Below are 16,761 nucleotides of genomic sequence, written 5' to 3' on the forward strand. Positions count from 1 at the left end.
AAAAACGCCGGCACAAGGCCGGCGCTTTCAAACTAAGTAAAAAATTACTCAGCTACTACATTCACAACCAGTTTCGCGAATACTTCGCTGTGAACCTGGAAGTCAACTTCGTGCTCACCGGTGGTGCGCAGAACGCCGTTTGGCAGGCGAACTTCGCTCTTCGCCACTTCAACGCCAGCTGCAGTAACTGCATCAGCGATGTCGCGGGTACCGATGGAACCGAACAGTTTACCTTCGTCGCCTGCTTTAGACGCGAGAGTAACGGTGCCCAGTGCATTGATTTTCTCTGCACGTGCGTTAGCAGCAGCCAGAACGTCAGCCAGTTTGGCTTCCAGTTCAGCGCGGCGCGCTTCGAAGAACTCAACGTTTTTCTTGGTAGCAGGAACAGCTTTACCCTGTGGAACCAGGAAGTTACGAGCGTAGCCCGCTTTAACGTTAACCTGATCACCCAGGCTGCCCAGGTTTGCTACTTTATCAAGCAGAATAACTTGCATTACCTTATCCTCTTAAAGTCGTTAATGGACAGTTGCCGATTACTGATGACGATCAGTGTACGGCAGCAGAGACAGGTAACGCGCGCGCTTGATAGCACGAGCCAGCTGACGCTGGTATTTTGCACGAGTACCGGTGATACGGCTTGGAACAATCTTGCCGCTTTCAGTGATGTAGTTTTTCAGCGTTGCGATATCTTTATAATCGATCTCTTGAACGCCTTCCGCGGTGAAACGGCAGAACTTGCGACGACGGAAATAACGTGCCATTTGGCTAGTCTCCAGAATCTATCAATTCAATCTGCTCGGCATGTAACACAAGTTTGCTCTGGCCATTGCGTGCCTGATGGCAGCTAATAAAACCTTCGAGTGTGAGTTGCGTGCCGACCGTTATATGTTGAGTAATCGCCTGATGGGCGCTGCCGCTGATAATCACCGGCATCTGACACCAGGCTTGCCGGTGAAACCCGGCTTCCTCCTGCACAGAACGATGCTCAAGCACGAACTGGCAGTGAGGAATCCCTGACGGACTGACTTTTCGAACTGGCGTCTTGCACACGGTGCCAGACAGGCGCAGCCGATTGGCCGTCATCGTGGATTACTCTTCAGAATCCCCAGCATCTGAGTCTTCTGCCGATTCGTTAGCGAAGTCTTCGCGGCGCTCACGACGCTCGTCTTTCGCTTTAACCATCGGAGAAGCTTCAGTTACCGCGTGCTTAACGCGCATAACCATGCTGCGGATAACGGCGTCGTTGAAGCGGAAGTTAGTTTCCAGCTCGTCGATCACTTCCTGCGGTGCTTCTACGTTCAGCAGAACGTAGTGTGCTTTGTGCAGTTTGTTGATCGGGTAAGCCAGCTGACGGCGACCCCAGTCTTCCAGACGGTGGATCGTGCCCTGTGCACCAGTGATAGCACCAGTGTAACGCTCGATCATGCCCGGAACCTGCTCGCTCTGGTCAGGATGGACCATAAATACGATTTCGTAATGACGCATCGATAGCTCCTTACGGATTATTCAGCCTCCTGTCAGGGTCAGCTGCGGCCCACGGAAGCAAGGAACGTTATAGGTTGCGAATCACCCAAAAGATGAAACACACCTCTGAATGCAGCTGAAAAATTGACGCGTAATCATACTGACCTCGCCGGGGAAACTCAAGCGCACAATTCATCAAATTGTCGCTGTCGTGCCAGGCGGGGACACCTTTTGTGCTAAGGATTGAGATTCAGCAGGTTAATCAGAGATTGTTCAAAATCCCTGAACGAGGCGTTCAGCACGACGATCTGGCGTCGTACGGGTGAAGCACTAAACTATTTACAGGCGCAACGGTTTGGCTTAATCAGCGCGCCTGAGAGTGAAATCCCTGGAGTGAGGAGTCGATTATGAAAGCTGTCATTATCGCCACTTTACTGGGTCTCTTCCTGTCTACCCCCGCTCTTGCCAGCTCCGCTGACCAGGCGCTGCAGATGAGAAGTAACAGCAGCAAAGCGGCTTCAGGCTATGTCTACGTTAACCGGCTGGATGCGCCAGGCGGTAACCCGGTCAGCGCGAACACCAGCGCCGCCGACCGCTTGTCGTCACAACTGTAGTCCGGCCTGTTATCCCGGGCTGGCGTGCTCCGCGCCGCCAGCCCGTTCCGTTTACAAATGATGTTTAAAGAAACTGACCAGCGCGGTGAGTGCTGGCGGCGTGATTTTGTGCCCGATCTGCTTTTCCGCCAGAAAGGTGAGCCGGCTGTCGAGCTGCGCCTCGCGCAACGCCTTCTCCAGCCGTACCGTTTCGGCAAACGGTACGACTTCATCCGCTTCACCGTGCCATAACAGCAGCGGCCGGTTAGCCAGCTGCGCCAGCTGCTGACAGGGATCGTAGGCCGCCAGCGGGGCCAGCCGCGCCTGTAACGCCGCTTTTTGCTCTGGCGTGTGCGCCACCAGCGGCGGGAACAGCGTCTGACTGAGCTGCATGAAGTAGCCGGAGCCCATCAGACAGGCAACGCTGTGCAGGTGTGGATAGCGCGCCATCGCGCCCAGCGCGGTCATCCCGCCCATTGAGGCGCCGGCAATAGCGAAACGCTCGTCCGCCACCCAATCGTTGTCGCGCAGCGCCGCTTCCAGCAGCGGCACTTCATCGATGTTCTGGCGTAAAATCTCCCAGAAGTGCGTCATGCGCGCGTCGGTATCACCGTTGTAGCGCGCGCCGTGCATCTCTGCATCCGGCATCACCACACGGAAACCGGCCTGCGCCAGCGCCACGGCAAAGTAGCTGTACACCTCTTTCGACGAGGTAAAGCCGTGATAAAACAGGATGGTGGGTAAGCGCGCCAGCCGCTGTCCGGCCGGTGCCGCGTGAATACACTCAATGCCCGCCAGGTTCTCCGTTGCCAACTCAATCATACCGTCTCCGTTGAGAATGATTATCACTGGTCTCAGTGTACGTGCTGCCGGCCAAAACGCGAGCCACATCACATTTATTTCGATTAATTTCTGCCCTAAACATTTGCCGCATTTTGCCGTTGATCCTGTACCCCTCCAGTTATTTATTAAAGGTACTTTATGAAGCGTCTCTCTCTCAGCGCCATGAGTCTCGGAATTAAGCTGTCTGTATTGACGTCTTTCAGTGTGGCAATCGTGCTGTTTGCCCTGACGTTAACGCTCAGCCATAACGCCGCGCGCCAGCTGGAGCAGCTGGCTGTCGACGATATGCAAAACCAGGTGCTCGGCATTAATGAAATGGCCACGATGTTTAACGCGACCTTATCGGAAGAAGTGGCGAACTATACCCGGCTGTTTCAGAGCTTTTTACCCAAGCGATTCAGCCGTGACGACAGCTCACGCATTCAGGTGGGATCGTTCAGCACGCCGACGCTGCGTGCCGGACTGAAAACCCTCAACCTCGATCAGATCGCCGTGGACGATTTTCTCGATCGTACCGGTGCAGTCTCCACCATTTTTGTGCGCGACGGCGAGGATTACATTCGCATCGCGACCTCACTGAAGAAAGAGGATGGCAGCCGCGCGGTGGGCACCCAGCTTGATCGCAGCAGTGCAGCGTGGCGCAGCGTGAATAAGGGCGAAGTGTATCGCGGCCTGGCGACGCTGTTCGGCCATCGCTACATCACCCAATACCAGCCGGTGCAGGACGACAGCGGCGCGGTGATCGCCATTCTGTTTGTTGGCGTGCAGATTGATAAACAGTACGCGCTGATGCGGGACAAAGTGCTGGCGCGACGTCTCGGCGACAGCGGCAGCTTCTTCGTGCTGAACGGCACGCCGGGCAGCGCACAGGGCCAGTATCTGTTTGCCCGTCAGTCAGAAGGCAAGCTGCCGGACTGGGATCGCAGCGTACAGCAGCAGATCCTGACGCAGCCGCACGGCCTGCTGGAGATCGCGCATCAGGGCGAAACCCGCCTGCTGGCATGGCAGCAACTGCCGGGCTGGAACTGGATTATCGCCGGTGAAGTCAGCCGCGCCAGCCTGCTGGCACCGATCACCCACAGCCGCAATCTGTTCATGCTGATTGGCCTGGCGCTGGTGCTCGCCTTTGCCATTGGCTTTGTGCTGTATAGCCGGCGCGCCATTACCCGGCCGCTGCAGCAGGTGATCCATCTGGCCGAGCAGTACGCGGCGGGTAATCTGCAGGCGCACCTCGACTCAGCGCGCCGCGACGAGATCGGCCAGCTGGTGAGCGCAATTAACGGCATTGGCGACGGCCTGGAGAAAGTGGTGGGCCAGGTGCGCGCCGCCGCGCGTGAGATCAGCGACGGCACCGACACCATTGCGGCCAGTAGTTCCAGCATCAGCGAGCAGATTGGCCGCCAGGCGAGCAGCGTTGAAGAGACCTCGGCCAGCATGGAGCAGTTTGGCGCAACCGTGGCGCAAACCGCCGCTAACGTGCGTCAGGCGATGGCGCTGGTCGGTGAAGCCGCCAGCACCGTCAGCCAGGGCGGCAGCACCGTGGCGCGCTCGGTAGAGACCATGGCGGAGATTCGTATTGCCTCTCAGAGCATCGCCGACATTACCCATGTGATCGAGTCGATTGCCTTCCAGACCAATATTCTGGCGCTCAACGCTGCGGTTGAGGCGGCGCGCGCCGGTGAGCACGGCAAAGGCTTCGCGGTCGTCGCTGCGGAAGTACGTGCACTGGCGCAGCGCAGCGCCAATGCGGCGAAGGAGATTGACGGGCTGATTGCCAGTTCGATCGACAAAGTGGCCGCCGGCCATGCGCTCTCGGAACAAACGCGTGACGCCATGAGCCATATTGTCAGCCATATCGAACAGGTGAAAACCCTGATGGGGGAAATCAATATCGCTGCCCAGGAGCAGGCTGCGGGCATTGGTCAGGTCAATCTGGCGATGAACCACATCAGCCATGCGACCCATCAGAGCAGCGATATGATTAACCAGTCCGAACACACGGCGCAGCACCTGAGTCAGAAAGGCCATCATCTGACCCAGCTGGTGAGTATTTTCCGCCTCAACGACTGATGAGCCGGGGCAGATGGCTTACACTTGAGTCATCTGCCTGCTTTCCGGAGCCACCATGCGTACGCTTATTCTGCTGCTGGGCCTGCTGCTGAGCGGCTGTGCCGCACTGCACAGCACGCCACAACCCCCGCCAGCGCCCACCACTCAGGCGCAGGAGATCACCCGCGCGCAAAGCTATGGCCTGCCGAAGCTTGGCACCGTCAGCGCCCATTCACGCGGCTCGCCGGATGATGTGCAGCGTGCGATCGCTGCACGCGCCAATCAGAGCGGTGCGGTTTACTATCAGATCCTGATGGTCGATGAGACCACCATGCCTGGCTTCTGGTATGCCACCGCCATTCTGTACGGCGCGCCCTCAGGCGGCAGTAGCACGCTGCAGTAAGCGTGCGTTCAGATCATCACTCAGCGCCTGCGCCGGGCGCGATGAGAGATAACGCGCGCACCAGCTGTCTGCCAGCGGCGGTTCTGCCGCTTTCAGCAGCACCGCGGCACTCGCCAGCCGAATCAGCATGTCGCTAACCTGCCGTGCCTGCTCTTCGCGCAGGTTGCCGAGCTGTAGCCGCAGCTGACGCCAGCAGCGATCGAAGTGGCGATTGCTGCCCTTCACCGCATCAAACTCATCCTGCAACATGCTAAGCACCTCTGCATGCCGCCCCAGTACACGCAGCACATCTAGGCACATCACGTTACCCGAGCCCTCCCAGATGCTGTTCACCGGCATCTCGCGATACAGGCGCGGCAGTTCACTCTCTTCGCAGTAGCCAATGCCGCCTAGCACCTCCATGGCTTCAGCCACAAACGGCATACCGGCTTTGCAGATCACGAACTTGGCCGCCGGGGTGAACAGGCGTGCATACAGCCGTTCATGCGCGCTGGCCGGCGTTGACCAGGCGCGCGCCAGACGCAGCAGCAGCGCGGTTTGTCCCTCCAGCTGCAGTGCCTGTTGCGCCAGCACCGCGCGCATCAGCGGCTGATCGCTAAGGTTTTTACCCATCACCTGGCGCTGACCGGCGTGATGCAGCGCAATCGCCAGCGCGCGTCGCATCTGGCCATGGCTGCCGAGCGCGCAGTCAAAGCGCGTCATACCGCCCATTTTCAGGATCAGCCGCACGCCATCGCCCTCCTCACCCAGCAACCAGCCGAAGGCATCCTGAAACTCCACTTCGGCGCTGGCATTGGCGCGGTTGCCCAGCTTGTCTTTCAGGCGTTCAAGACGAATGGCGTTGCGCGTGCCGTCCGGCAGCAGGCGCGGCAGAAAGAAGCAGCTCAGCCCGGCGGCGGTCTGCGCCAGAATCAGGTGCGCGTCGCTTTGCGGCACCGAGAAGAACCATTTGTGGCCGGTGATGCGCCAGGGTTCGCCCGGCGCACGCGTGCCAGGCGGTTCGGCACGCGTGGTGTTGCTCAGCACATCGGTGCCGCCCTGCTTCTCCGTCATGCCCATGCCAATTAGCAGGCCGCGCTTCTGGCTGCCGGGCAGATGATGCGCATCATACCGATCGCTCAGCAGTCGATCGTGCCAGTCGGCGTAGGGAGCGGGCAGATGGGTTTGCAGCAGCGGGATCGCGGCGTGAGTCATGGTTACCGGGCAGAGCGAACCGGCTTCCACCTGCGCATGCAGAATGAAACGCGCCGCGCGCGCCACCATGGCGCTGCCCTGCACGTCGGGCTGCCAGCTCAGGTTATGTAACCGGCTGGCGCACACGCCCTGCATCAGCAGATGCCAGGCAGGATGAAAGCGCACCTCGTCGAGCCGCTCACCGCGCGCGTCGTAACGCAGCAGCTCCGGCGGCTGTGCATTGGCCAGGCGACCTAATTCCAGTGACTCCGCGCTGCCGAGTTGCAGGCCGACGGATGCCAGCCATTCGCGGTCCCAGCCGGCCCCTTCACGCACCACCGCCTCGCACAGCGCGCTGTCGCCGGTGAAGAGATTACTGTTGCTGAGCGGAGATGGTTGATTGAATACGCTGTGAGTGGTCCAGGCCATGGCACTCTCCTCTCCTGTTGCCCGTACTGATGTGGCTATAAGTATGGAGAGGATGTGCAGTTATGCCTGGTACAGCTGAGGTTTTGCGGCGGCGATCACGCCTGGCGCTGGCGCACCGCTTCGAACAGACAAACGCCGGTGGCCACCGAAACGTTGAGGGAAGAGACGCTGCCGGCCATCGGGATGCTGATCAGCTCATCGCAGTGTTCGCGCGTCAGGCGGCGCATGCCTTCTCCTTCCGCACCCATCACCAGCGCCATCGCACCGGTCATTTTGCTCTGATACAGCGTGTGGTCTGCTTCACCGGCCGTGCCGACGATCCAGACGTTGTACTCCTGCAGCAGACGCATGGTGCGCGCCAGATTGGTGACGCGAATCAGCGGCACGTTTTCCGCCGCCCCGCTGGCGACTTTTTTCGCCGTGGCGTTGAGTGGTGCCGAACGGTCTTTCGGTACGATCACCGCATGCACACCCGCCGCATCGGCGCTGCGCAGGCAGGCGCCCAGGTTATGCGGATCGGTGACGCCATCCAGAATCAGCAGGAACGGCTGATCCAGTGAAGCCAGCAGATCCGGCAGATCGCCTTCCTGATAGTTTTTACCCGGCTTAACGCGCGCCACGATGCCCTGGTGCACGCCGCCTTCGACCTGGCCGTCGAGCCACTGGCGGTTGGCCAGCTGAATCACAATTCCCTGAGCTTCCAGTGCGGCGATCAGCGGCTGCAGGCGGCGGTCATCGCGGCCTTTAAGGATAAAGACTTCCTGAAAACGCTGGGGATCACGCTCCAGCAGCGCCTGCACGGCGTGAATGCCAAAAATTATTTCACTCATTACTTTGCTCAAGGTTGGATGTATATCGTTGAATACAGAACATTAATCAGGCTGCGCGTTGGGGCGCAGCCTGCGAAACAGGGTTGAGCAAGGTGCGTCAGCGCTGACGCACCTGGCCGCTGGCGGGTGAAGAGGCCATCAGGCTTCGCTGGCCTTCTTCTTCACTGCGCGCTTCGCCTTGGTTGCGGCGGCGATTTTACGGGTTTTTTCGGAGACTTTTTTGCTTTTTTTCTCGCTTTTATTCGCCGCAGGTGGCTGCTTCTCACCGCGGAAAGCGGCGTCCGGCTCAAAGTTGCCCTTACGACCCGCATCGCGACGCCGCTTCGCCGGTGGCTTGCCGCCACGCTTCTCACGCTCGCGCGCGGTTTTCCCTTCACCGCGCGGTACGCGTTTGCTGGAGATCAGCGCGAAATCGATCTTGCGCTCATCCATGTGCACCGCGTCAACGCGCACTTCCACCGCATCACCCAGACGGTAAGTGCGACCACCGGATTCGCCAATCAGACGCTGGCCCACCGGATCGAAGCGGTAGTAATCATTGTCCAGCGTGGAGACGTGCACCAGGCCATCAATGAACAGATCGTTGAGGCGAACAAAGAAGCCAAAGCCGGTCACGCTGGAGATCACGCCGTTGAATACGTTACCCACCTGATCCTGCATAAAGTCACACTTCAGCCAGTCGGCCACATCGCGCGTCGCTTCGTCGGCACGGCGTTCGGTCATCGAACAGTGCTGACCCAGCTGCAGCATCTGCTGCATATCGTAGTGATAACCACCGGTTGGCGTGGTGTTGCCTTTTACCGTGCCCTGCTCTTTGGCCAGCAGATACTTAATGGCACGGTGCAGCAGCAGATCCGGATAACGACGGATCGGCGAGGTAAAGTGCGCATACGACGCCAGCGCCAGGCCAAAGTGACCGCGGTTTTCCGGATCGTACACCGCCTGCTTCATCGAACGCAGCAGCATGGTTTGCAGCATTTCAGCATCCGGACGGTCGGCAATCTGCGTCAGCAGATCGGCATAATCGATCGGCTGCGGTTTCGACCCACCCGGCAGGCTGAGACCCAGCTCGCCCAGCACGGTACGGAAGCTGGTGATGCTGTCTTCGCTCGGGCGATCGTGATCGCGGAACAGCGCCGGCTCCTGATGTTTCTCAACGAAACGCGCGGAGGCGATGTTGGCCAGAATCATGCACTCTTCAATCAGCTTGTGCGCATCGTTACGTACGGTGCGCTCCACGCGCTCAATGCGACGCTCAGCGTTGAAGATGAATTTGGCTTCGTCGGTTTCAAACGAGATGCCACCGCGCTGTTCACGGGCGGTTTCCAGCACCTCATACATGCGGTGCAGCTCTTCGAGGTGCTTCACCTGCGCCGCATACTGTTCACGCAGCTCCGGGTTGCCCTGCAGAATGCTCCACACTTTGTTGTAGGTCAGACGCGCATGTGAGTTCATCACCGCTTCGTAATGTTTGAAGCCGGTGAGTTTACCGCTGGCCGAGATGGTCATCTCGCACACCATGCACAGGCGATCCACCTGCGGATTGAGCGAGCACAGGCCGTTCGAGAGGATCTCCGGCAGCATCGGTATCACCTGCGACGGGAAGTAGACCGAGGTGCCGCGCTGCTGCGCTTCGTTATCCAGCGCGGTGCCGGGACGCACATAATAGCTGACGTCGGCAATCGCCACCCACAGGCGCCAGCCGCCGCCGCGTTTTTTCTCGCAGTAAACGGCGTCATCGAAGTCACGCGCGTCTTCACCGTCGATGGTCACCAGCGGCAGTTCACGCAGGTCGACGCGGCCTTTTTTCGCCGATTCCGGTACCTGCTCTTTCAGTCTGGAAATCTCTTTCTCGACTTCTTCCGGCCATGAGTGGGGAATTTCATGGGTGCGCAGCGCCATATCCACGGCCAGACCGGTGCCCATGTTGTCGCCGAGAATTTCAGTAATTTTGCCGATGGCTTTGCTGCGGCGCGTCGCGCGCTGCACGATCTCCACCACCACCACCGATCCCATGCGCGCATTCAGCGTCTCTTCCGCCGGGATCAGAATGTCAAAACTCAGGCGGCTGTCGTCCGGTACCACGAAGCCGGTGCCGGCATCGGTGAAGTAGCGGCCAACAATCTGGCTGTTGCGCGGTTCCAGCACGCGAACCACGCGCGCTTCACGCCGCCCTTTGCGGTCGGAGCCGCCCGGCTGGGCGAGGATGACATCACCGTGCAGGCAGAACTTCATCTGCTCCGCCGAGAGGTAGAAGTCATCTTTCTGACCATCAACGCGCAGGAAGCCGTAGCCATCGCGATGGCCAATCACTTTGCCGCGCAGTAAATCCAGACGCTCCGGCAGGGCGTAGCACTGGCGACGGGTGAACACCAGCTGGCCGTCACGCTCCATGGCGCGCAGGCGGCGACGCAGCGCTTCAAGCTGATCTTCGCTGGTGATGTTTAACTCTTCGGCGATCTCTTCGCGGCTCGCCGGCTTTTCACGCTTTTCTAATAGCGCGAGGATAAATTCCCGACTGGGAATAGGATTTTCGTACTTTTCAGCTTCTCTATCCTGAAAGGGATCTTTTGACATTACGGTTCCTCCGATGTCATTTATGTGGAATTGCCACCGGCGGTTCGGACAATAAGATGTGGTAAAGCGAATCGTTGTTTTGCACCAGGTCGGCGAGCGTATATTTATCCAGTTCCTGCAGGAATAGCTGGACCGCATTATTCAGCGCGCTACGCAGGCGACAGGCGGGATTTATCGCACACTCTTTACAGTTTACCAGCTGCAAAGGCTCCATTTTTCTCACGACATCGCCAATGACGATTTTTTCCGGGTCCATGCCTAAACGAATTCCGCCGTTTTTACCGCGTGTCGCGGCAACAAAGCCGGCCCGGCTCAGTTGATTGATGATTTTAACCATATGGTTACGCGATACCCCGTAGGTATCGGTGACTTCGGTAATGTTGGTCTGCTGACCTTGCGGCAATGTCGCCATGTAAATCAGGGCGCGCAGACCGAAATCGGTAAAACTTGTTAGCTGCACATGTACCTCAGTGAATCATCGATATTGTTGTTATAACGCCCGTGAGCGCTTCGATTAACATTGATGATAAACCAGTGTGGAAAACCCGGAGCGCTTTTTTCCTGCAACTCCCGAAACCAGCAGGAAAAAATGAAGTGAGCGGAGTCAAAGAGCAGATAAACGAAGGCCGGACAGTGTCCGGCCTGCAAAACGTGATTAAGCGTCGAACGGATCGCGCAGAATCATGGTTTCACTACGGTCGGGACCGGTTGAAATAATATCAATCGGCACGCCAGTCACTTCTTCAACACGTTTGATGTAATCACGTGCTGCCTGCGGCAGGCCTTCCAGTGTTTTAACACCAAAGGTGTTTTCACTCCAGCCCGGCAGAGTTTCATAAATCGGTTCGATGCCTTCCCAGCCTTCTGCCGCCAGCGGCGTGGTGGTCATTTCGCGGCCATCCGGCATACGGTAACCGACGCAGATTTTCACCTCTTTCAGGCCATCCAGCACGTCCAGTTTGGTCATGCAGAAGCCGGACAGGGAGTTGATCTGCACCGCACGGCGCACTGCAACCGCATCCAGCCAGCCGGTACGACGACGACGGCCGGTGGTGGCACCAAACTCGTTACCTTTCTCACACAGGAACTCGCCGGTTTCATCAAACAGTTCGGTCGGGAATGGACCGGCACCAACGCGGGTGGAGTAAGCTTTGACGATGCCCAGCACGTAATCCACGTAACGTGGACCGATACCTGAACCGGTCGCCACGCCACCAGCAGTGGTGTTGGACGAAGTCACGTACGGATACGTACCGTGGTCGATATCCAGCAGCGTACCCTGTGCGCCTTCGAACATGATCAGGTCGCCACGCTTACGCGCGCCGTCCAGCAGTTCAGACACGTCGACGACCATGCCGGTCAGGATGTCGGCCACCGCCAGCACATCGCTCAGCACTTTATCGTAGTCTACCGCATCTTCTTTGTAGTAGTTCACCAGCTGGAAGTTGTAGAAATCAACGATCTCTTTCAGCTTCACGGCGAAGGTTTCTTTGTTGAACAGGTCGCTGACGCGCAGACCGCGACGGGCAACTTTATCTTCGTAGGCTGGGCCGATACCACGACCGGTGGTACCGATAGCTTTGGCACCGCGCGCTTTTTCACGCGCCAGGTCCATCGCCACATGGTATTGCAGAATCAGCGGACAAGCTTCAGAGATCAGCAGACGTTCACGTACCGGCACACCGCGCGCTTCCAGACCGTTCATCTCTTTCATCAGGGCTTCAGGCGACAGCACAACACCATTACCAATGATGCTGGTGACGTTTTCACGCAGGATGCCAGAGGGAATTAAGTGGAGGACGGTTTTCTCACCGTTGATGACAAGTGTATGGCCTGCATTGTGGCCACCCTGGTAACGCACAACATATTTCGCGCGTTCAGTCAGAAGGTCTACGATCTTACCTTTACCTTCATCACCCCATTGGGTGCCCAGTACGACGACGTTCTTACCCATTTTCTAAAATCACCGATTGCTTAAAAATGGATTCTACCATCGGATTTTCACTCTTTCAGCACTTTTAGCATACGATTGCGCTGTTTTTTGCCTGAGTTTTGATCACTACAACATGTTGGGGGCAATGCTCTGCAGCAGACACAATTTAGCCGTGCGGCAGCGCGCAGATTTTTGCTCAGCCATTCGCGTGCGTGCTCAGCATGGCGTAAATCACCACGCCCGCCACCACCAGCCCGCCGCCAAAACGGTGCAGTATACGGTCCGGTAACTGCGTCATCGCCAGAATCATGCGACGCCACAGGCGCGGCAGCAGCATCGGTCCTAATCCCTCCAGCACCAGCACCAAAGCCAGCGCCATCCAGACGGTTGTGTTCATTCTGTTTTCCCAAAAAAAAGGCCGACATCAGTGTCGGCCTCAAGGTTATAACAGTTATTAACGCGAGACGTTAGTTGGCGCCTTCATATAGCGGAAGAAATCGCTATCCGGGCTCAGCACCATCACGTCCTGATTGTCCGCGAAGCTGTTCTCATAGGCACGCAGGCTGCGGATAAAGGCATAGAAATCAGGATCCTGGCTGAAGGCGTCAGCGAACAGCTTGGCCGCTTCACCATCCCCTTCACCACGGCTGATCAGCGCCTGACGCTGCGCTTCTGCCAGCGTACGGGTTACCTGATAATCGGCCTGAGCGCGCAGTTTTTCCGCCTCTTCCTGACCCTGTGAACGCTGACTACGTGCTACCGCTTCACGCTCGGCGCGCATACGGTTGTAGATCGCGTCCGACACTTCGGTCGGCAGGTTGATCTGCTTGATGCGCACGTCGACCACCTGAATACCCAGCGCCGCCATACTGTTCGGGTTTGGCGCCGGCTCATTGCTGTTGGTCTCACGCTCAACGCGGGCAGCCGCGCTGGCAATCGCATCGTCAGCGGCTGGCGTCTGCACTTCGTCGTCATTGCCGGCACTGCCGGTGTTCAGCGCATCGCGTACGTCAGTAGTCAGACGGCCACGCGAGTCGGTGACGATGTCTTTCACATCAAGGCGGCCCATTTCTGAACGCAGACGGTCGCTGAACTTACGTTTCAGCAGTACTTCCGCCTGAGATACATCGCCACCGCCGGTCGCGAGGTAGTAACGGCTGAAATCGCTGATGCGCCACTTGATGTAAGAGTCCACAATCAGGTCTTTCTTCTCTTTGGTGACGAAACGATCGGCCTGGTTATCCATGGTCTGGATGCGCGCATCCAGCGACTTCACGGTTTCGATAAACGGAATCTTGAAGTGCAGACCCGGTGCGTACACCTGCGGCTTGTTCTCATCATCACGCAGCACTTTACCAAAGCGCAGCACGATACCGCGCTGGCCTTCCTGCACCACGAACAGTGAGGCGTACAGCACCACCAGAACAACAATAATTACGGCGATGATTGGCTTACGCATCGATTACTCCCTCCCTTCGCGCTGGGTATCGTTACGCAGCGCATTGGCGCGACGCTGATCCATGATGCTGTCCGGACTGTAGGATGAAGTGTCGCCGCGGCCGGCATTGCTGCCCGGTGACGACGGTAACTTCATCAGATTGGCATTGTTCTGACCGCTCTGGCCGCCTGCCTGGCCGCCGCGCATCAGCTGATCCAGCGGCAGCACCATCAGGCTGTTGCCACGGTCGTTAACCAGCACTTTGCGGGTATGGCTGAGCACGCGCTCCATGCTTTCAATGTAGAGACGTTCTTTGGTGATCTGCGGTGCGGCTTTGTACTCCGGCAGCAGACGCGCGAACCGCGCCACTTCACCCTGCGCTTCCAGCACAGTCCGCTCTTTGTAGGCTCGCGCCTCTTCAAGAATACGCTGCGCCTGGCCGTTAGCACGCGGCTGCACTTCGTTGGCGTACGCTTCAGCTTCACGCACGTACTGCTCGCGGTTTTCGCGGGCGGCAATCGCATCGTCAAACGCGGCTTTGACCTCTTCCGGTGGACGCGCCGCCTGGAAGTTGACGTCAAGCAGCGTAATACCCATGTTGTAAGGACGAATGGTTTCGTCGATTTCACGCTGGGTATCGCTACGCACGACGGTACGGCCTTCGGTGAGGATACGGTCCATGGTCGAGCGGCCAATCACGCCGCGCAGCGCGCTGTCAGTAGCCTGACGCAGGCTGTCATCGGCACTGGTCACCGCATACAGGTAGCGCTCCGGATCGGTCACGCGGTACTGCACGTTCATCTCCACGCGCACCACGTTCTCGTCCGAAGTCAGCATCACGCCAGACGCCGCCAGCTCACGCACCGCTTCGACGTTGACGGCCCGCACCTGATCGATAAAGGTCGGTTTCCAGTTGAGGCCAGGCTCAACCAGATGGCTGAATTTGCCGAAACGCGTCACGACCCCGCGTTCCGCTTCTTTAATGGTGTAGAAACCACTGGCTGCCCAGATGACCACTGCCGCCACGGCGACAATGCCAACCAGTTTGCCACCGCTGCCGCCGCTGCGCTGGCCGTTATCGCTCTGTTTGCCACCGCCCAGTCCGCCGAGTTTTTTACTCAGCTTACGGAAGATATCATCCAGATCAGGAGGTCCCTGATCGCGACCTCCTTTATTTCCCCCAGAGTTGCCGCCTTGGTTATTGCTGCTTCCCCACGGGTCGCGGTCCTGTCCGTTATTTCCGGGCTGATTCCACGCCATGTCTCTACTCCATTTATTGTATATAAGTTTACCCTGCCACGTGCCGGGCACGTCTTGGGGTAAATGAGTTGGGCAACGGTCAAACAATATAACTGGCGAGCTGCGGTTCCTGCTTGCACAAGCGGCGCCAGTCAACAATCGGCATTCGCACCTGCAAACCTACGCAGCCATCTTCTTCATTCCACTCTTTTTCAATCGCCTGCAGCTGATAGAAGCGGCTGCGCAGGCGGCCCGCTTCCGGCGGCAGACGTAAATCATACTGCGCCACTTCACCGGCTAAGCGCTCGGACAGCGCCTGCCACAGCAGCGGCAAACCGGCACCGCTCTGCGCCGACAGCCACACGCGCGTCGGCCGGTTCTCTTCGTCGCGATCGATACGCGGCTCAAAGCCATCCAGCATATCGATCTTGTTCATCACCAGCAGCACCGGAATCTCATCGGCTTCAATCTCTGCCAGCACTTCGTTTACGGCGTCGATGTTGTCATTGACGCGCAAATCCGCGGCGTCAATCACGTGCAGCAGCAGCGACGCCTGACGGGTTTCCTGCAGGGTGGCTTTAAACGCCGCCACTAAGTCATGCGGCAGGTGACGGATAAAGCCTACCGTATCCGCCAGCACCACTTCGCCGACATCGGCCACGTTGAGGCGGCGCAGCGTCGGGTCCAGCGTGGCGAACAGCTGGTCGGCAGCATACACGTTGGCTGAAGTGATAGCGTTGAACAGGGTGGATTTGCCGGCGTTGGTGTAGCCCACCAGGGAGACGGTCGGCACATCGGCTTTCGCACGCGCCTGACGTCCCTGTTCACGCTGTTTTTCCACGCGTTCAAGGCGGGACAGAATCTGGCTGATGCGGCCGCGCAGTAAGCGACGGTCGGTTTCCAGCTGGGTTTCACCCGGTCCACGCAGGCCGATACCGCCTTTCTGCCGCTCAAGGTGAGTCCATCCGCGCACCAGACGGGTGGCAAGATGGCGTAACTGTGCCAGCTCGACCTGCAATTTCCCTTCATGGGTGCGGGCGCGCTGGGCAAAAATATCGAGAATTAAGCCGGTGCGATCGATTACGCGACATTCGCACAGCCGCTCAAGATTACGTTCCTGAGCAGGGGATAAGGCATGATCGAATAAAACGACCGATGCTCCACTCGCTTTCACCGCATCGGCAATTTCAACTGCCTTTCCTTCACCGACAAAATATTTGGGATGTGGCGCTTTACGGCTGCCGGTAATCACTTGCAGCGCATCGACGCCCGCAGAAGAGACAAGAGTTTCAAACTCCTGCAAATCTTCCAGCTCTTTGTCTTGGGAGAACCAGATGTGTACCAGTACGGCCTGCTCACCGGCATCATAACGGTCAAACAAGCTATAACCTCGCTAAAATAAAATAACCAGGACGGGAAAACGCACTCGCTCCCCAGCCCTGGCTTTACGGCCGTGCAGAATTACTCTGCGTTATCGCCGTCTTGTTGTGGCTGCGACTGAGCGCCCTGGTTGCTTCCGCCATGGTGGTAGTTACTGCCACCGCTGCCGCCCGCGTTGTTGCTATGGTGCGAAACCGGACGAGAAGGAACCACTGTAGAGATGGCGTGCTTATACACCATCTGGCTTACCGTGTTTTTCAACAGAATGACGAACTGATCAAAGGATTCAATTTGTCCCTGCAGCTTAATACCATTCACCAAATAGATCGAAACCGGTACACGTTCACGACGCAATGCGTTCAAAAACGGGTCTTGTAATGATTGCCCCTTAGCCATTCTATCTTTTCCTT

At 58.0% G+C, this 16,761-nt stretch carries 18 protein-coding genes; 3 read left to right on the forward strand and 15 right to left on the reverse strand.

Translation table 11 applies throughout. The annotated features are described in order from the left end of the window. Positions 1-44: 44 nt before the first annotated feature. The 4 genes from rplI to rpsF are packed head-to-tail and all read right to left on the reverse strand — an operon-like array spanning position 45 to position 1,485. Complete coding sequence (gene rplI / locus C1Y42_RS15005; RefSeq protein ID WP_021509748.1) at positions 45-494, reverse strand: 50S ribosomal protein L9; 450 nt, start codon at positions 492-494, stop codon at positions 45-47. 39 nt (positions 495-533) lie between these two features. Then, entirely contained in the window at positions 534-761 is a 228-nt protein-coding gene (rpsR, locus tag C1Y42_RS15010; protein ID WP_000135199.1) for a 30S ribosomal protein S18, read from the reverse strand. A gap of 4 nt (positions 762-765) precedes the next feature. Further along, entirely contained in the window at positions 766-1,083 is a 318-nt protein-coding gene (priB, locus tag C1Y42_RS15015) for a primosomal replication protein N (protein WP_031280155.1), read from the reverse strand. A gap of 6 nt (positions 1,084-1,089) precedes the next feature. Next, on the reverse strand, positions 1,090-1,485 hold the full coding sequence (rpsF, locus tag C1Y42_RS15020; RefSeq protein WP_021509750.1) for a 30S ribosomal protein S6: 396 nt from the start codon (positions 1,483-1,485) through the stop codon (positions 1,090-1,092). Between the two features lie 386 nt (positions 1,486-1,871). Between rpsF and C1Y42_RS15025 the strand changes: the two genes are divergently transcribed. After that, positions 1,872-2,078, forward strand: a complete 207-nt coding sequence (locus C1Y42_RS15025) for a hypothetical protein (RefSeq protein WP_021509751.1) — start codon at positions 1,872-1,874, stop codon at positions 2,076-2,078. A 51-nt stretch (positions 2,079-2,129) separates the two neighbouring features. On the opposite strand, the gene yjfP is transcribed toward C1Y42_RS15025, so the two are convergent. Further along, positions 2,130-2,879 carry an esterase gene (gene yjfP, locus C1Y42_RS15030; protein WP_021509752.1) on the reverse strand — a complete coding sequence of 250 codons (750 nt, stop codon included), beginning with the start codon at positions 2,877-2,879 and terminating at the stop codon, positions 2,130-2,132. Positions 2,880-3,038: 159 nt separating this feature from the next. Here yjfP and C1Y42_RS15035 point away from each other — a divergent pair, with 159 nt between their 5' ends. After that, complete coding sequence (locus tag C1Y42_RS15035) at positions 3,039-4,970, forward strand: methyl-accepting chemotaxis protein (protein WP_104093863.1); 1,932 nt, start codon at positions 3,039-3,041, stop codon at positions 4,968-4,970. A gap of 55 nt (positions 4,971-5,025) precedes the next feature. Further along, positions 5,026-5,352, forward strand: a complete 327-nt coding sequence (gene bsmA / locus C1Y42_RS15040; protein ID WP_104093864.1) for a biofilm peroxide resistance protein BsmA — start codon at positions 5,026-5,028, stop codon at positions 5,350-5,352. On the opposite strand, the gene C1Y42_RS15045 is transcribed toward bsmA, so the two are convergent. The 10 genes from C1Y42_RS15045 to hfq all read right to left on the reverse strand — a co-directional run bounded on the left by C1Y42_RS15045 (position 5,326) and on the right by hfq (position 16,747). Next, on the reverse strand, positions 5,326-6,954 hold the full coding sequence (locus C1Y42_RS15045) for an isovaleryl-CoA dehydrogenase (RefSeq protein ID WP_104093865.1): 1,629 nt from the start codon (positions 6,952-6,954) through the stop codon (positions 5,326-5,328). The two genes, bsmA and C1Y42_RS15045, sit on opposite strands and share 27 nt — an antisense overlap. 95 nt (positions 6,955-7,049) lie before the next feature. Next, positions 7,050-7,784, reverse strand: a complete 735-nt coding sequence (gene rlmB, locus C1Y42_RS15050) for a 23S rRNA (guanosine(2251)-2'-O)-methyltransferase RlmB (RefSeq protein ID WP_021509756.1) — start codon at positions 7,782-7,784, stop codon at positions 7,050-7,052. A 138-nt stretch (positions 7,785-7,922) separates the two neighbouring features. Next, a complete protein-coding gene (gene rnr, locus C1Y42_RS15055; RefSeq protein WP_058771339.1) occupies positions 7,923-10,361 on the reverse strand; it encodes a ribonuclease R in 2,439 nt (812 codons plus the stop codon). A gap of 16 nt (positions 10,362-10,377) precedes the next feature. Continuing rightward, the gene (nsrR, locus tag C1Y42_RS15060) at positions 10,378-10,821 is read right to left on the reverse strand and encodes a nitric oxide-sensing transcriptional repressor NsrR (RefSeq protein WP_021509758.1); all 444 of its coding nucleotides are present in this window, start codon (positions 10,819-10,821) and stop codon (positions 10,378-10,380) included. Between the two features lie 195 nt (positions 10,822-11,016). Next, on the reverse strand, positions 11,017-12,315 hold the full coding sequence (locus C1Y42_RS15065) for an adenylosuccinate synthase (RefSeq protein WP_058759868.1): 1,299 nt from the start codon (positions 12,313-12,315) through the stop codon (positions 11,017-11,019). A 175-nt stretch (positions 12,316-12,490) separates the two neighbouring features. After that, positions 12,491-12,691, reverse strand: coding sequence for a DUF2065 family protein (locus tag C1Y42_RS15070; RefSeq protein ID WP_031280157.1), 201 nt, complete (start codon positions 12,689-12,691; stop codon positions 12,491-12,493). Between the two features lie 57 nt (positions 12,692-12,748). After that, positions 12,749-13,753, reverse strand: coding sequence for a protease modulator HflC (gene hflC / locus C1Y42_RS15075; RefSeq protein ID WP_021509761.1), 1,005 nt, complete (start codon positions 13,751-13,753; stop codon positions 12,749-12,751). Between the two features lie 3 nt (positions 13,754-13,756). Further along, complete coding sequence (gene hflK, locus C1Y42_RS15080; protein ID WP_021509762.1) at positions 13,757-14,992, reverse strand: FtsH protease activity modulator HflK; 1,236 nt, start codon at positions 14,990-14,992, stop codon at positions 13,757-13,759. A gap of 79 nt (positions 14,993-15,071) precedes the next feature. Next, a complete protein-coding gene (gene hflX, locus C1Y42_RS15085) occupies positions 15,072-16,352 on the reverse strand; it encodes a ribosome rescue GTPase HflX (protein WP_021509763.1) in 1,281 nt (426 codons plus the stop codon). 80 nt (positions 16,353-16,432) lie between these two features. Further along, entirely contained in the window at positions 16,433-16,747 is a 315-nt protein-coding gene (gene hfq / locus C1Y42_RS15090; RefSeq protein ID WP_010618006.1) for an RNA chaperone Hfq, read from the reverse strand. Positions 16,748-16,761 lie beyond the last annotated feature (14 nt).

The sequence above is a fragment of the Pantoea sp. ICBG 985 genome, assembly GCF_002928365.1.
Taxonomy (GTDB): domain Bacteria; phylum Pseudomonadota; class Gammaproteobacteria; order Enterobacterales; family Enterobacteriaceae; genus Pantoea; species Pantoea dispersa.

What these genes read in the sequence shown, in the direction of transcription:
- priB (WP_031280155.1), bottom strand. Translation starts at nt 1,083, where the DNA reads ATGACGGCCAATCGGCTGCGCCTGTCTGGCACCGTGTGCAAGACGCCA.
- bsmA (WP_104093864.1), top strand. Translation starts at nt 5,026, where the DNA reads ATGCGTACGCTTATTCTGCTGCTGGGCCTGCTGCTGAGCGGCTGTGCC.
- C1Y42_RS15035 (WP_104093863.1), top strand. Translation starts at nt 3,039, where the DNA reads ATGAAGCGTCTCTCTCTCAGCGCCATGAGTCTCGGAATTAAGCTGTCT.
- C1Y42_RS15065 (WP_058759868.1), bottom strand. Translation starts at nt 12,315, where the DNA reads ATGGGTAAGAACGTCGTCGTACTGGGCACCCAATGGGGTGATGAAGGT.
- rpsR (WP_000135199.1), bottom strand. Translation starts at nt 761, where the DNA reads ATGGCACGTTATTTCCGTCGTCGCAAGTTCTGCCGTTTCACCGCGGAA.
- hflK (WP_021509762.1), bottom strand. Translation starts at nt 14,992, where the DNA reads ATGGCGTGGAATCAGCCCGGAAATAACGGACAGGACCGCGACCCGTGG.
- rlmB (WP_021509756.1), bottom strand. Translation starts at nt 7,784, where the DNA reads ATGAGTGAAATAATTTTTGGCATTCACGCCGTGCAGGCGCTGCTGGAG.
- C1Y42_RS15045 (WP_104093865.1), bottom strand. Translation starts at nt 6,954, where the DNA reads ATGGCCTGGACCACTCACAGCGTATTCAATCAACCATCTCCGCTCAGC.
- hflC (WP_021509761.1), bottom strand. Translation starts at nt 13,753, where the DNA reads ATGCGTAAGCCAATCATCGCCGTAATTATTGTTGTTCTGGTGGTGCTG.
- rpsF (WP_021509750.1), bottom strand. Translation starts at nt 1,485, where the DNA reads ATGCGTCATTACGAAATCGTATTTATGGTCCATCCTGACCAGAGCGAG.
- rnr (WP_058771339.1), bottom strand. Translation starts at nt 10,361, where the DNA reads ATGTCAAAAGATCCCTTTCAGGATAGAGAAGCTGAAAAGTACGAAAAT.
- yjfP (WP_021509752.1), bottom strand. Translation starts at nt 2,879, where the DNA reads ATGATTGAGTTGGCAACGGAGAACCTGGCGGGCATTGAGTGTATTCAC.
- C1Y42_RS15070 (WP_031280157.1), bottom strand. Translation starts at nt 12,691, where the DNA reads ATGAACACAACCGTCTGGATGGCGCTGGCTTTGGTGCTGGTGCTGGAG.
- rplI (WP_021509748.1), bottom strand. Translation starts at nt 494, where the DNA reads ATGCAAGTTATTCTGCTTGATAAAGTAGCAAACCTGGGCAGCCTGGGT.
- hfq (WP_010618006.1), bottom strand. Translation starts at nt 16,747, where the DNA reads ATGGCTAAGGGGCAATCATTACAAGACCCGTTTTTGAACGCATTGCGT.
- C1Y42_RS15025 (WP_021509751.1), top strand. Translation starts at nt 1,872, where the DNA reads ATGAAAGCTGTCATTATCGCCACTTTACTGGGTCTCTTCCTGTCTACC.